14 protein-coding genes and 1 pseudogene are annotated in these 14,048 nt (G+C 71.2%); 5 read left to right on the plus strand and 10 right to left on the minus strand.

Features of this window, described 5'->3' with window-relative positions; all coding sequences use genetic code 11:
* Positions 1–11 precede the first annotated feature (11 nt).
* The gene (locus BN1193_RS12065; RefSeq protein ID WP_040166642.1) at positions 12–1,043 is read right to left on the minus strand and encodes an ABC transporter ATP-binding protein; all 1,032 of its coding nucleotides are present in this window, start codon (positions 1,041–1,043) and stop codon (positions 12–14) included.
* 121 nt (positions 1,044–1,164) lie between these two features.
* Between BN1193_RS12065 and BN1193_RS12070 the strand changes: the two genes are divergently transcribed.
* The 3 genes and pseudogenes from BN1193_RS12070 to BN1193_RS12080 all read left to right on the plus strand — a co-directional run.
* Complete coding sequence (locus BN1193_RS12070) at positions 1,165–1,914, plus strand: FadR/GntR family transcriptional regulator (protein WP_040166644.1); 750 nt, start codon at positions 1,165–1,167, stop codon at positions 1,912–1,914.
* Between the two features lie 30 nt (positions 1,915–1,944).
* On the plus strand, positions 1,945–2,706 hold the full coding sequence (locus tag BN1193_RS12075) for a cache domain-containing protein (RefSeq protein WP_052460707.1): 762 nt from the start codon (positions 1,945–1,947) through the stop codon (positions 2,704–2,706).
* A 39-nt stretch (positions 2,707–2,745) separates the two neighbouring features.
* Positions 2,746–2,874 (plus strand): annotated as a pseudogene (locus BN1193_RS12080) (SDR family oxidoreductase); the annotation flags it as partial.
* Positions 2,875–2,881: 7 nt separating this feature from the next.
* On the opposite strand, the gene BN1193_RS12085 reads toward BN1193_RS12080, so the two are convergent.
* Complete coding sequence (locus tag BN1193_RS12085) at positions 2,882–3,373, minus strand: methylated-DNA--[protein]-cysteine S-methyltransferase (RefSeq protein ID WP_040166647.1); 492 nt, start codon at positions 3,371–3,373, stop codon at positions 2,882–2,884.
* Positions 3,370–4,863 (minus strand): Ada metal-binding domain-containing protein, encoded by a 1,494-nt coding sequence (locus BN1193_RS12090; RefSeq protein WP_040166649.1) that lies wholly within the window; start codon positions 4,861–4,863, stop codon positions 3,370–3,372. The genes BN1193_RS12085 and BN1193_RS12090 overlap by 4 nt, the downstream gene beginning before the upstream one ends.
* Before the next feature lie 104 nt (positions 4,864–4,967).
* Here BN1193_RS12090 and BN1193_RS12095 point away from each other — a divergent pair, with 104 nt between their 5' ends.
* Complete coding sequence (locus BN1193_RS12095; protein WP_040166651.1) at positions 4,968–6,395, plus strand: dihydrolipoyl dehydrogenase family protein; 1,428 nt, start codon at positions 4,968–4,970, stop codon at positions 6,393–6,395.
* Here BN1193_RS12095 and BN1193_RS12100 read toward each other — a convergent pair whose 3' ends face one another.
* A complete protein-coding gene (locus BN1193_RS12100) occupies positions 6,396–7,169 on the minus strand; it encodes a DUF4870 domain-containing protein (protein WP_040166654.1) in 774 nt (257 codons plus the stop codon). It abuts the gene before it with no gap.
* Between the two features lie 70 nt (positions 7,170–7,239).
* Here BN1193_RS12100 and BN1193_RS12105 point away from each other — a divergent pair, with 70 nt between their 5' ends.
* Positions 7,240–7,992: a class I SAM-dependent methyltransferase gene (locus tag BN1193_RS12105; protein ID WP_040166656.1), complete on the plus strand. Its 753-nt coding sequence runs from the start codon at positions 7,240–7,242 to the stop codon at positions 7,990–7,992.
* 48 nt (positions 7,993–8,040) lie between these two features.
* Here BN1193_RS12105 and purH read toward each other — a convergent pair whose 3' ends face one another.
* The 6 genes from purH to BN1193_RS12135 all read right to left on the minus strand — a co-directional run bounded on the left by purH (position 8,041) and on the right by BN1193_RS12135 (position 13,997).
* Positions 8,041–9,648 carry a bifunctional phosphoribosylaminoimidazolecarboxamide formyltransferase/IMP cyclohydrolase gene (gene purH / locus BN1193_RS12110; RefSeq protein WP_040166657.1) on the minus strand — a complete coding sequence of 536 codons (1,608 nt, stop codon included), beginning with the start codon at positions 9,646–9,648 and terminating at the stop codon, positions 8,041–8,043.
* Positions 9,649–9,670: 22 nt separating this feature from the next.
* On the minus strand, positions 9,671–10,267 hold the full coding sequence (purN, locus tag BN1193_RS12115; RefSeq protein WP_040166659.1) for a phosphoribosylglycinamide formyltransferase: 597 nt from the start codon (positions 10,265–10,267) through the stop codon (positions 9,671–9,673).
* Positions 10,268–10,319: 52 nt separating this feature from the next.
* A complete protein-coding gene (locus tag BN1193_RS12120; protein ID WP_040166661.1) occupies positions 10,320–11,639 on the minus strand; it encodes an anaerobic C4-dicarboxylate transporter family protein in 1,320 nt (439 codons plus the stop codon).
* Positions 11,640–11,712: 73 nt separating this feature from the next.
* Positions 11,713–12,117 carry a PASTA domain-containing protein gene (locus BN1193_RS12125; RefSeq protein ID WP_052460708.1) on the minus strand — a complete coding sequence of 135 codons (405 nt, stop codon included), beginning with the start codon at positions 12,115–12,117 and terminating at the stop codon, positions 11,713–11,715.
* 38 nt (positions 12,118–12,155) lie between these two features.
* Complete coding sequence (locus tag BN1193_RS12130) at positions 12,156–13,496, minus strand: cell division protein PerM (RefSeq protein ID WP_141396682.1); 1,341 nt, start codon at positions 13,494–13,496, stop codon at positions 12,156–12,158.
* A gap of 63 nt (positions 13,497–13,559) precedes the next feature.
* Positions 13,560–13,997 carry a nitroreductase family deazaflavin-dependent oxidoreductase gene (locus tag BN1193_RS12135; protein WP_040166663.1) on the minus strand — a complete coding sequence of 146 codons (438 nt, stop codon included), beginning with the start codon at positions 13,995–13,997 and terminating at the stop codon, positions 13,560–13,562.
* Between the last annotated feature and the right edge of the window lie 51 nt (positions 13,998–14,048).

Consider the following 14,048-nt stretch of genomic DNA (forward strand, 5'->3'; position numbering starts at 1 on the left):
GGTGCGTGGCGTCAGTCGACCGGGGTGAGCGCGACGACATCGGCGTCGTGCCAGCTCACGTGGACGTGATCGCCGCGCTCGGCGCGGACGCCGCGATCCCGATCGTTCGGTTCGAGAACGATCATGCGGGCCCCGGAATCCAGGTCCACCACGCGACGGATGCCGCTGCCGATGTAGATCGTCTCGCTCACCACGCCCGGAGCCGATCGCATCCCGACTCGCTCGTCGGGTTCGGCGCTCAGACGCAGCTTCTCGGGGCGGATGGAGTGCTCCCCCGCATGCCCCAGCAGCCGTTCGGACAGCTGGGCGTCGAACAGGTTCGAGGTGCCGACGAAGTCCGCGACGAAGCGGGAGGCGGGGTGCTCGTAGAGCTCTCGGGGTGTGCCGAGCTGCTCGATGCGCCCGGCGTTGAACACCGCGATGCGATCGGAGAGCGTGAGCGCTTCCTCCTGGTCATGCGTGACGAAGATGAACGTGATGCCGAGATCGCGCTGGATCTGCTTGAGCTCCACCTGCATCTGCTCGCGCAGCTTCAGATCGAGGGCCCCCAGCGGCTCATCCAGCAGCAGCGCCTTCGGCTCCACGACGGTGGCGCGTGCCAGCGCCACTCGTTGCCGCTGGCCGCCGCTGAGCTGGGAAGGCTTGCGGTCGGCCAGCGACTCGAGTCGCACCGCGGCCAAAGCGGCCCGGGCCCTCTCGAGTCGCGCCGCCCTCCCCAGTCCGCGAACCCGAAGGCCGTATGCGACGTTCTCCAGCACCGTCATGTGCGGGAAGAGCGCGTAGTCCTGGAACACCGTGTTGACGTCCCGATCGAACGGCGCCTTCTCCGTCACGTCCGATCCGAACAGTTCGACCGTGCCGGAGGTGGGCTGTTCGAACCCGGCGATCAGACGGAGCACCGTCGTCTTGCCCGAGCCCGACGGGCCCAGCATGGAGAAGAACTCTCCGGCGACGATGTCGAGGTCGACGTGATCGACGGCGGTGACACTGCCGAATTCTCGGGTCAGTCCGCGCAGGCGGATCGCCGGTGCTGCTTCGGTCATCAGAGCTCCCTTGCTGGTTCAGGAACTTAATCATGTGGACCCATATGTTTGCAAGGTCTTTCCGTGTAACGTTCTCGTGACGGCGCCGGAACTGCAGTGTTCACCGCCGCGAGGAGGACCCATGCGCAGTGCGACCGGACACCGCGATGCCGCGCGGTCGGTCGTGTTCGCTCCCCTGGACGAGGGCGGTCGCGCCGTCATCGTGGAGCGGCGTCTGGCGGACGCGATCACCACCGGCGTCCTCTCCGACGGAGAGCGGCTGCCCAGCGAAGCCGAGCTCGCGCGCTCCCTGGGCGTCGCGGTCGTCACCGCGCGCGAGGCGCTCGAAGGCCTCCGCGGCCGCGGCCTCGTCCAGACCCGCCGCGGCCGGGAGGGCGGGAGCTTCGTCACTTACGACGTCCACAGCGCGGCGGATCGGTTGGAACAGCGCCTGCAGGAGCACTCACGCGTCCAACTGCGCGACATCGCCCTGCACGTCGGGGCGATCGCCGGCACCGCTGCCGAAGTCGCCGCCGATCGCGCCAGCGATGACGACCTCGCCACTCTCACGGAACTGGTGCGGGATGCCGACCGCTCCACGCCCGGTTCGGCACGACGCACGGTGGGGCAGTTCCAGCTGGAGGTGGCGGCGGTCAGCCAGAGCCCCCGGCTGGTCCGGGAATCGGTGCGGCTGCAGGCGGAGGCGGGTCCCCTCCTCTGGCTCTGCCTGCGTGAGCCGGAGTACCGTGACCGCAGCGCCACCGCGCAATCCACGATCACCGCAGCGATCCGCGACGCCGACCCGGCAGCGGCACGCGCGGCCACCCTCGAGCACATCGGTGAGGCCCTGGACTGGCTCATCGAACACCGCTACGCCACCCCGACCACCTGACCGGTTCACCTGCGCGAAGGAGCACAGTCGATGAGCACCACCCTCAGCGTCACCCCCACCGCCGCCCCCCCCGCCATCGCCGCGACGATCGCCCGACTCACGGCCGAGGCGGAACCGTGGCTGCAGGCCGTCCAGGAGCACTTCACCACCACGCCGGCGCCGACCACGGCCGAGCTGGACCCGTTCGTGCAGGACTTCAGCCTCCCCGCCCTGACCGATCCCGATGGGCTTCTCACCGGAGCCGGCTTCGTGGCGACCCCCGGGGTGCTCGCCGACTCGCCGTGGCACCTCGCCTGGTGGCTGCGTCGGCCGCACGGCCCGGAACGGCTCGCGTTCGTCGCCGATCCGCGCAGTGAGATGTTCCGCGACTACACGATGCTGGAATGGTGGCGGCTGCCGGCGCGGAGCGGGCGGCCGCACCTGACCGGCCCGTACGTCGACTACGTCTGCACCGACGACTACACCGTGACCTACACCGCGCCCGTGTACGTGAACGGGGAGCTCGTGGGTGTCGTCGGGTGGGACTCGCTCGTGGACCGGCTGGAACGCGAACTGCTGCCGACGATGCGCGCGGTCCACGGCGTGGCCACCGTCATCAACTCCTCCGGCCGGGTCGTGACCTCGACGGACACCCGCCGCGACCCCGGATCCATGCTGCGTCTCCCGGGACTCAGCGCCCTGCGCGATGTCCTGGCCTCGCCCGACACGGACATCACCGCGCAGGTGCTCGCGCCGGGCGTGCAGGTGCTCACGTGCGGCGATGCGGAACTGATACTGGTCATCGAGAGCTGACGGGATTGTTCCGGCGGCACCTCTGTCGTCGACGGTGTCCCGCTCGGCCGCCTCGGGGATCCCGCGACCGACATCGCGCCGGTCGTCGCGTTCCTCGCCTCGGACGACTCGCGCTATGTCACGGGTCAGACGATCATGACCGACGGCGGTTCCACGATCAGCGCCTGAAACCGGATCACGCGGCTTCGCGCGCGAGCAACGAGCGCTTGACCTCGACGCCCCACGCGAAGCCGCCCATCGTGCCGTCGCCGCGCAGCACGCGATGGCACGGCACGAACAGTGCGACCGCGTTGCGCGCGCACACGGAAGCGGCCGCCCGCACGGCTGTGGGGGAACCCATTTCGGCGGCGAACTCCGCGTAGGACAGCGGGGCGCCGGGAGCGATCCGCCGCAACGCGTCCCAGCCGGTGTGCTGCATCGCCGTGCCCCGCTGGTGCACCGGAACGGACGCGACCCGGGTGACGTCTCCGGCGTAGAACGCCCGGACGGCCGCGGCGGCGTCCGTCGCACCGGCGGCCACGTCGGCGGGGCGATCCTCCGGGTGCAGGCGGCCCAGGAGGTCATCGAGCTCGGCCGTCCAGCCGGAGGCGATCACGGCGCCGTCCGCATCCGAAAGGATGCCGAAGGGGCCATCGGGGGTGTCGACGAATTCGACGATCGCGGTCATGATTCACCTTTCGAAACGACGCCCTCCGGCGTCTCGGACAGGACGCGCCACAGGTGCGCGGTGGCATAGGAGCGCCAGGGAGCCACCCGCCGCATCCACGCGGTGAGCTCCGCCGGCTCGGCGGGGAGCCCGATCCGCGCGGCGCCCTGCCGCACGGCGACGTCGCCGGGCAGAAACACGTCCGGGTCTCCGACGACGCGCATGCGCACGTAGCCAGCCGTCCATGGACCGACCCCGCGCAGTGCCAGCAGGCGCTCGCGCAGATCTGCGGAGTCGTCTCCGCTGGAGAGGGACAGTTCCCCGGACGCGAGCGCGGCGGCGGCTTGAACGATCGCGCGGATCCGGGCCTGTGGGCCGCGGAGGATCTCCGCCCCGTGCTCGGCGATGGCGGCCGGAGTCGGGAACAGGAGCGTCGGCCCGTCGGCGTGACCGGAGACATCGGTGCGTTCGCCGAGCTCGGCGACCAGGCGCGTCAGATGCGTACGCGCGGCCGCGACGGAGATCTGTTGGCCGACCATCGCACGGATCAGCATCTCCGCCGGATCGGCCGTCCCGGGTACGCGTATGCCGGGAACGGCATGAACCCGCGAGGCCAGCTCCGGAGCGGCCCGCAGCGCCTCGTCGACGGCGGCCGGGTCCGCGTCGAGATCGAACATGCGCCGGGCGCGCGCGACGACGGTGGGCAGATCTCCCAGGCTCGTCAGACGTGCGGACAGCCGCAACCGGGCACCGTCCGCGATGGCGACGCGGAACCAGACCGGGCCACCGGGCAGAAGCAGGGTGCGCTCGAACGACGTGTCCGTGCCGAATTCGCTGCCCGGCAGTGCCCGCTCGCGCATCCACACGAACGTGCCGGCGGGATCGTACGGTTCACGGTATGGCAGCAGGAGTTCGATGGCCCCGGGCTCGGCGAGCTCGTGCGTACGGCGGCGCGCGCGCAGTTCCGTCGGGGTCATGCCGAACACCTCGCGGACGGTGTCGTTGAACTGCCGCACGCTGGCGAAGCCGGCCGAGAAGGCCACGTCCGCGCTCGGCAGGTCGGTGCCCACCAGCAGCATCCGCGCGGTGTGCGCGCGATGCGCGCGGGCCAGAGCGAGAGGACCTGCGCCGAGCTGTTCGGCCAGCACGCGCGTGAGATGGCGGGCGGAGTACCCGAGCCGCGCGGCGAGGCCGGGAACCCCCTCGCGCTCGATGACGCCGTCGGCGATCAAACGCATGGCGCGTCCGGCCACGTCCCCCCGCAGGTCCCACTCCGGCGACCCCGGGGCGGCCTCCGGCAGACACCGCTTGCACGCCCGGAAGCCGGCCTCGTGCGCGGCGGCGGACGTCGGATAGAACGACACGTTCTGCGGCTTCGGCGTGCGCGCCGGGCAGGACGGGCGGCAGTAGATCCCCGTGGTGTGCACCGCCGTGACGAACTGCCCGTCGAAGCGCACGTCGCGTGCGCTGATCGCGCGGTACCGCTCATCGAAGGTCACGTTCGGGCTCATGCCTCCATCCTGACACCGGCGATCGACTTCCACTGGCGGAAATCGGACATGGCCGTGACGGTCGTCCCCTACCGGGAGTCCGGGCGCCGACGTAGCGTGGCGCCATGACCACGCGTGAGTACGATCTGATCGTGATCGGCGCGGGACCCGTCGGCGAGAACGTCGCGGATCGCGCTGTCCAGGGCGGCCTGACCGCCGTCATCGTGGAGTCCGAACTGGTTGGCGGCGAGTGCTCCTACTGGGCGTGCATGCCGTCCAAGGCCATGCTCCGTCCCCCCGCCGCTCTGGTCGAGGCTCGAGCCGTCGCGGGAGCCGCCGAAGCGGTCACCGGCGGTGTCGACGTCGCCGCCGTGTTCCGCCGACGCGACGCCTTCACACACGATTGGTCGGACGAGTCGCAGGTGCAGTGGTTGGACTCGGCCGGGATCGACCTCGTTCGCGGGCACGGTCGGCTGACGGCCGAGCGCACCGTGACGGTCACGGCGGCGGACGGCACCGAGACACGACTGCTGGCGCGTCACGCCGTCGCCGTGTGCACCGGATCCGCGGCGGTCGTGCCCGAGATTCCCGGCCTGGCGGACATCGAGCCGTGGACGAGCCGCGAGGCGACGGCTGCGTCCGAGGTGCCGGAGTCGCTGATCGTGATCGGCGGCGGAGTGGTCGGGGTGGAGATGGCGACGCTGTACGCCGCGCTCGGCAGTGCGGTGACGGTTCTCGTCCGGTCCGGGCTGCTGCCGAAGAACGAACCGTTCGTCGGCGAGCGGATCCGGGCGAGCATGGAAGCGGCCGGCGTCACCGTCCGAACGGGCGAGACGGCCACCGCGGAGCGCACGAGCGAGGGCAAGCGTCTGACCCTCACCGACGGTGCGACGCTCACGGCGTCCGAGATCCTCGTGGCGACCGGGCGACGACCGCGCACGGACGATCTGGGTCTCGCGGTCGTCGGTGCACCGCGAGCGACGGATGGCGACTGGCTGACCGTGGATGACACGATGCGCGTCCTCGGAACCGACTGGCTCTACGCTGTCGGCGACGTGAACCACCGCGCCCTGCTGACACACCAGGGCAAGTACCAGGCGCGCGCGGCCGGTGACGTGATCGCCGCTCGGGCCCGAGGCCGCCAGGTCGACGACGCGGACTGGGGCACGCACGTGGCGACGGCCGATCACCGCGCGGTGCCGCAGGTGATCTTCTCCGATCCGCCGGTCGGCGCCATCGGGCTGACCGAGGCGGAGGCGGTCGCCGCCGGCCTCGAGATCCGAGTGCTGGATGTGGACCTCGGTGCCGTGGCCGGCGCCGCCACGTTCGCCGACGACTACCGCGGCACCGCGCGTGCGGTCGTGGACACTCGACGCCAGGTGCTGGTCGGCGCCACGTTCGTCGGTCCCGGGATCGAGGAGCTGGTGCACTCGGCCACGATCGCGGTGGTCGGCGAAGTGCCGCTGACTCGCCTCTGGCACGCCGTGCCGTCCTACCCCACGATCAGCGAAGTCTGGCTGCGGTGGTTGGAGGCCTTCGGCCGTCCGGAGTGATCAGTCGCGGAAGAACGGGATCGACGGGACGGCCCGGAACACGCGCCGAGAGCCCTGCACGGTCCCCATGATCATCATCACGAGGCCCCACACTCCGACGGCGAAGAACAGCAGCACGGGCAGGACGAACAGCGGTGACGGGTCACCGCTGGAGTCGGTGGTGAGACTTCCGACGAGCACCATGCAGACGACGACGCACGCCTGGTAGATCAGGTAGCTCAGGATGAAGTTCGCCGCCGCGTTCGCGTTGCCGATCGCGAGCGGAATGCCGGTGGCCCGGGCTGCGCCGCGCTGCACGAGAGCGACGATGACGGCGACGATCACGCCGACGTACGGGATGTAGGTCAGGAACAGCAGGCTCCAGTACTTCGCTCCGGACGGTGCCGGCGCGGGATAGCCGTACGCGGGAGTGCCGTACGCCGGGGCGCCGTACGCCGGAGCGTTGTACGCGGGAGCGTTGTACGCCGGAGCACCGTACGGGTCGGACGGAACCGGCGTGCCATACGCGGGGGCGCCATACGGGTCGGACGGAGCCGCCGGAGCATACGGGTCCGCGAACGTGGGCGTCGTGCCGGAGGGCGTCGGCGGCACGGTCGGGTCCGCGTCCGGGTACGAGAACGCACCGGCGGGCGGAGCCGGCGGAATGAGCCCGGGGTCGTTCGGCGTCGCGTGCGGGTCACCGGACACGGGAGCCTCACCCTGCTGACCGGGCACGTTCGACGGCTGTCCGCCGTCCGGCGCACCGAAACCGTACCGTTCGTTCTGATCCGACATCTCTCCCCCTCGTGGTGACGAGCACCAGCCTACGGGCCCCGGTCACCGCGACCGACCTAGGATGAGCCGGATGGACGATCTGCTGCGCTGGCTGACCCGCCTGCACGACGAATCCACGATGACCGGATGGGACTTCGGCAAGCTCGACGGCCGGCTGGATGCCGACGACCCACCGTGGGACTTCGACGCCGAGGTGCGGGCGGCGCTGCGCGACGCGACGGAGGCAGTGGATGTCGGGACGGGCGGGGGCGAGCGACTGATCGCGCATCTCGTCGCGGTGGGAGATGACCGCGGCCGCGTCCGCGCCACCGAGGGATGGCCCGAGAACGTCCCGGTCGCCCGGGCGAACCTCGCCTCCCACGGGATCGAGGTGCTCGCGTACGATCCGGAGGCCGGCGAGCGCTTTCCGCTGCCGGACGCGTCCGTGGACCTCCTCATCGCGCGTCACGAGGCGGTCGATGCGCCCGAGTTCGCGCGGGTGCTGCGCCCCGGCGGACGACTGCTCACCCAGCAGGTCGACGGCCGCGACGCCCAGGAGCTGCGGGAATGGTTCGGCGGCGAGTCGCTGTACCCGGAGGTGGAGCTCGGCGCGATGACCGCGGACCTCGCCGCCGCCGGCTTCGTGATCGACGCCGCCGACGACTGGACCGGACGGATCCGCTTCCGCGACGTCGGCACGCTCGTCGAGTACATCGCCATGGTGCCGTGGGACGTGCCGGACTTCAGCATCGCCGAGGCCGCCGATCAGCTGCACCGGCTCGCCGAGATCCGTCCCATCGAGGTCACCCAGCGCCGTTTCCGCATCACCGCCACGCAGCCGTGAACGACGCGGGGCGGCACGGAATCCGTGCCGCCCCGCGTTCGTCGCGCGTCAGTGGAAGAAGTGACGCTCGCCGGTGAAGAACATGGTGACGTTCGCGGCCTTCGCGGCGGCGATGACCTCCTCGTCACGGACCGAGCCACCCGGCTGCACGATCGCCGTGATGCCGGCGTCCAGCAGGACCTGCGGGCCGTCCGCGAACGGGAAGAACGCGTCCGAGGCTGCGGCGGACCCGGCAGCGCGATCACCGGCGCGTTCGACCGCGAGGCGGCACGAGTCGACGCGGTTGACCTGGCCCATGCCGATCCCCACGGTGGCGGAGTTCTTCGCCAGCACGATCGCGTTGCTCTTGACGGCTCGACCCGCCTTCCACGCGAAGATCAGGTTCTCCATCTCGGCTTCGTCCGGGCGCTCGCCGGTCACCAGCGTCCAGTTGTCGGCGACGGAGGCGATGTCATCCGGGAAGCGGTCGGCGTCCTGCAGCAGCAGACCACCGGAAACGAGACGCACGTCCATCGGCTCCTGCTGCCAGTCGGCCGGCAGCTGCAGCACGCGCAGGTTCTTCTTGCGCGAGAACAGCTCCAGCGCCTGCGGCTCGAAGGACGGCGCGACGATGACCTCGGTGAAGATGTCCTGCAGGTTCTCCGCCATCTTCAAGGTGACGGTGCCGTTCGCGGCGATCACGCCGCCGTAAGCCGAGACCGGGTCGCACTCGTGCGCGCGCTTGTGCGCGGACGCGATCGGGTCCAGCGCGTTCGGAGCGGCGACGGCGATTCCGCACGGGTTGGCGTGCTTGATGATCGCGACAGCCGGCTTGACCATGTCGAAGGCGGCGCGCAGTGCGGCGTCGGCGTCGACGTAGTTGTTGTAGGACATCTCCTTGCCCTGCAGCTGCGTCGCCTGCGCGATGCCGTGACCGCCCTGGCGCGTGTAGATCGCCGCGCGCTGGTGCGAGTTCTCGCCGTAGCGGAGGGTGCTGAGGCGCTGCGCCTCGATCGTGAGGTGCTCGGGCAGGTCGGTCGAGGACCCGAGCGTGCCGTCCGCGAACCACGCCGCGACGGCGGCGTCGTAGGACGCGGTGTGCGCGAACGCGCGTGCGGCGAGCTCGCGGCGCTGCCCGAGCGTCGTGCCCCCGGCCGCGACGGCCTCGATCACGGACGGGTAGGACGCCGGCGAGACGACGATGGCGACGTTGGCGTGGTTCTTCGCGGAGGCGCGGACCATCGCCGGGCCACCGATGTCGATCTGCTCGACCACGTCATCGCCCTGGGCGCCGGAGGCCACCGTCTCGACGAACGGGTAGAGGTTGACCACGACGAGCTCGAACGGTTCGATCTCGAGGTCGGCGAGCTGACGCTCATGATCCTCCAGGCGCAGGTCCGCCAGCAGCCCCGCGTGCACGGACGGGTGCAGCGTCTTCACGCGACCGTCCAGGGACTCCGGGAACCCGGTGACGCTCGACACGTCGGTGACCTCGTGGCCGGCATCGCGAATGGTGGCGGCGGTGGAACCGGTCGAGACGATCTCCACTCCCGCCGCGGCCAGGGCCGCAGCCAGCTCGAGGAGGCCGGACTTGTCGCTGACGGACACCAATGCTCGACGGATGGGGACGATGTCGCGCTCGCGGTAGTCGGCGGGGTCGTGTCGGGGGCCGGCCATGGTTCCTCTTTCCGTGGAAGGGTCAGGAGATCGGGACGGGAGCGGCCAGATCGAGATCGCCGGTCGCGATGCGCCGGACGGTCTCGATCAGCAGTTCACGTTCAACGGGCTTGATGCGCTCATGCAGACTCGCCTCGTCATCGTCCGGCAGGACGGGGACGCGACGCTGCGCGAGGATCGGTCCCGCATCGACGCCGTCGTCGACCACGATGACACTGGCGCCGGTCTGCTTCGCGCCGGCGGCGAGGGCGTCGCGAACGCCGTGCGCCCCCGGGAACTCGGGCAGGTACGCCGGGTGAGTGTTGATGATCCGCGGTGCGTATTCGGCCACGACCGGGGGCGGGAGCAGCTTCATCAGCCCGGACAGCACGACCAGATCGGGCTGCCACACGGCCAACTGCTCGGCGAGCTCGGCACCCCACGCGGCACGCTCGGCGGCACCGCGCCACGGCACCACGAAGCTCGGGATTCCGAACGCCTCGGCGTGAGCCAGCCCGTCCGCCTCCCGGTCCGCTCCGACGACGACGACCCGCGCCGGGAAGGAGGGTTCGGAGGCCGCCTCCAGCAGGGCTCGAAGATTCGATCCGGTACCGGAGATCAGGACGGCGAGCGTGAGCACCGGATCAGTCTAGCCGCGCTCAGGAGAGCGGCCGACCGGCCCCGGAGCCCCTTCACCACGCCACGAGCGACCCGATCGCACCGCCCGCGAGCAGGGTGAAGACAGTGACGAGGAGGGACGGGACGAAGAAGGAGTGATCGACCAGGCGGCGGCCGAGCTTGGTCGTGCCGGTGGTGTCAAAGCTCGCCGCGGCGATCTGCAGACCGTTCGTCGGCAGCAGGTAGATGCCGCCGAGCGCACCCACCCACAGTCCAGCGGTGAGACCGATCGGCAGTCCCGCCGCCAGGCCGATCGGCACGATCATCCGCGTCGCGGTGGACTGACTCGTGGTGAGCACGGCGACGGCGAAGATCGCCAGCGCCATCGTCCACGGCCACGCCGCGACGGCCGCGCTGAGGGTCGCCTCGACGGTGGCGGTGTGGGCGCGGAGGTAAGTGTCGATCATCCAGGCCAGCCCGAAGAACGCGATCGCCGCGACCATACCGCCGCGGAAGATCGTCATGCTCGGGATCGCCGTCACGTCCGGCCGCCCGATCAGCAGGATGACCGCCCCCGTGACGAGCATGATCAGCTGGATCATCGTGGCGGTGCCGACCTGATCCCCGTCCGCGTTCACCGGGCGCAGCACCGGGAACAGCCCGAAGACGACGACCGCCAGCACCCCGACGAAGTAGGCGATCGCGGACAGGCGGCCGCGCGTGGTCACGGCCGCGTTCACGCTGGCCAGCGCGGTCATCTCCACGCGCGCACCTGCGGTGTCGTGCGGTCGGAGGTCCGCCCCGCCGAGGCGACTGACGACGAGCGCGGTGGCGGTGACGCCGATGACGGCGGCGGGAATCGTCACCGACAGCAGCTGGAGCACCGACCAGCCGTGCGGCTGGCTGTCCATGATGGCGATCATCGCCGCCATCGCGGCGGACACCGGCGAGCAGGCCAATGCGACCGACGAGGCCACGACGGAGACGCTGATCGGTTTCGACGGTCGGACCCCGGCGCGCTCGGACACCTCCTGGATCACGGGGAGGAGCGAGAACAGGATGTTCGACGTTCCCGCGCCGATGCAGAACAACAGCGACACCAGCGGCGCCACCACCGTCACCGCCCGAGGCCGGCGCACGATGAGGCGGGCGGCCAGGGCGACCATCCAGTCGATGCCGCCCGCGGCCTGGACCGAGGACGTCGCGAGGATCACCGCGACGATGATCAGCAGCGCGTCGATCGGCGGCGAGCCGATCGGTTCCCCGAAGAGGAACACCAGGATGGCCGTACCGACCCCACCCCACAGCCCGATGCCGACGCCGCCCGTCCGGACCCCGACGATGATCGCGGCGAAGACGACAACGGTCTCCCCGACGAGCTTGACGATGTCCATGAGCCCCCAGCCCGCGCGCAGCCCCCCGCGCTGGGTTCATCATGGCGGGCGGCAGGCCCGGGCGACAGGGGGCTCAGGTGCGTTCGGTCAGGGGATCGCCGTGCTCCTCCGCCACCTCATCGCCGCGGAGGCCCCGCCCGACCCGCAGTCCCCCGGGGGGAGGAGCGGTGCGAGCCGTCTCGTCCGAGGAGTCGGTGTTCGGTCCCAGCCAGATCGTCAGGGCGGCATGCCGCTCAACGCGCGTGCCGGCGGGCGGATGCTGAGCGACCACCTGGAGCGCGCGATAGCGCACCGGCACGCGTCGTCCGGCGACGTCTCCCGCGGAGCCGACGGCGCGAATCGCACCCGTGGTCGTCGTGGCGCGCAACGGCGGACCGTCCTGGTCCGGCTGCACCACGACCAGTCCGGCGCTCAGGCCGACGCGTTCCGCGGCCCGGGGCGTCAGGCCGACGACGTCGGGCACCGTCACGGTGTCCACCCCGTCAGTATGCGCTCGGTCGGTCCGCTCCGGAAGAGTCAGCTTTCGGGGTGGTCCCGCGCGGGCCCGAGACCGTCCACGCGCTCCCGGGCGAGAGCGGACAGCACGCCGTCCGGGTCGTCATCGTGCTCGTCCGCAGCGTCGTCGTCGAACCGTCGGCCGTCGCCCGTCGAGAAGTCCTCAGCGCGGCGCGGGGACAGCAGCAGTACGCCGGCACCGATCAGCACCTCGATGCCGACCGCGAGCGCCACCCACCCGGGGTGGGGGCCGACCTCGGCCAGCCGTCCGGGCCCGAGGGACCCGCTCGCGAGCGACGCGGCGGCCGCGGCGACCCCGGCGGCGAGGCCCGAGACGGTGAGCAGCAGCACCAGGCGCGGCAGGAACGGCTCGTCGCGACCGATGACGTCCGCGTACCGTGAGCGCATCGACCATCCGGCCAGGGCGCCGGCGGCGATCGGCAGCAGGACGAGCGCCAGCAGCCAGACCGACCCGCCCTCGGGCACCAGGGCGAGCACGGGAACACCGGGCAGCACACCCAGGTGGGTGCCCGCCGGCGAGACCGCGGTTCCGACGCCGACCGTGAAGCCGGGGCCCGCGATCCACGCGAAGGCCCAGATGATGAGCGTCGGCAGATACGCCAACTGCGCGAGAGTGAGCAGGATCGCGCCCCACAGGTCCACCTGCGCGGACTGGTACAGCGCGATCATCTCTCCGCCGTGCAGCACGAGGGTGACGAGGACGCCGAGTGCGCCCAAGCCGATGAACGAGGCCAGCACGATGCCGAGGCCACGCGCCGCCAGCGCCGGAAGCTCGTTCCACACCACCGGAGATTCGTCGACCAGATCGTGCAGACGATCCACGATGCCGCCGTCGCCCTCCCGCCAGGCCTCGACGATCGCCGCGATCAGCAGGGGAACGGCGTACACGAGCGCAGGGAAGAGCGCTGCCTGCCAGGTCTCGGAGGCGACCACGGTCGAGCGCGAGGTGAGGTGGACCAGGGCCGCCAGCGCCGCGAACACCAGGGTTCCGGACACGACCCCCGTCACCCAGCCGCCGTTGCGGGCCGCCCGGGTGCCGGAACGCGCCGAGAACACGGCCACGCCGGCGGCGAAGGCCAGAGGCGCCAGCGACAGCGTGAAGTGCGCGGCGTCCTCGGAGATCCCGGTGAGCGTGAGCAGCGCCTGCGGGACGTGCACGTCGAACGGTACGAGGTGCCCGAGCTGCCAGATGGCGCCCGTCGTCGGCCACAGTGCGGCCCAGTCTCCGGCGAATCCGGTCGCCCAGAACAGTGCGAGCGGCGCCGCGATCACCGCGACGCCGACCGCGGCGGCGAGGAACGCGTCGAGCGCGGCGAGGAGGGCGATGACGATCCGGTGCATAGCGGGTTCGACCCTACCGGCGCGACCCCGGCGTTCCCCGCTCCCCCGCCGCGGGCGTTCGCGTCAGTCTCGGCGCTCCAGGACGAACACCGGAATGACGCGGTCCGTGCGCGCCTGGTAGTCGGCGTACGGCGGCCACGTCTCGAGCGCGCGCGCCCACCAGGCGTCGCGCTCGGCGCCGTGGACTTCGCGTGCGGTGTAGTCGTGCTTGCCGTCTCGGTCCTGCAGTTCGACGTGCGGCTCGGCAAGCACGTTGTGATACCAGGCCGGGTTCTCCGGGGTCCCGCCCTTGGACGCCACGATGGCGTACGCACCATCGTGCTCCACCCGCATCAGCGCGGTCTTCCGCAGCTTCCCGGAGCGAGCGCCGACCGTCGTCAGGACGATGATCGGACGCCCCTGCATCTCGTTGCCCTCGGCACCGCCCGTGCGCTCGAAGAGTTCCGCTTGGTTCCGCGCCCACGACGAGCTTCCCGGCTGGTAAATTCCTGAGAGTGGCATAGTGACCTCCGTTTCGGAGCGTAAGCCACCGACCCCCACCCCGTATACGCC

It is taken from the genome of Microbacterium gorillae (assembly GCF_000826185.2).
Lineage (GTDB): Bacteria > Actinomycetota > Actinomycetes > Actinomycetales > Microbacteriaceae > Microbacterium > Microbacterium gorillae.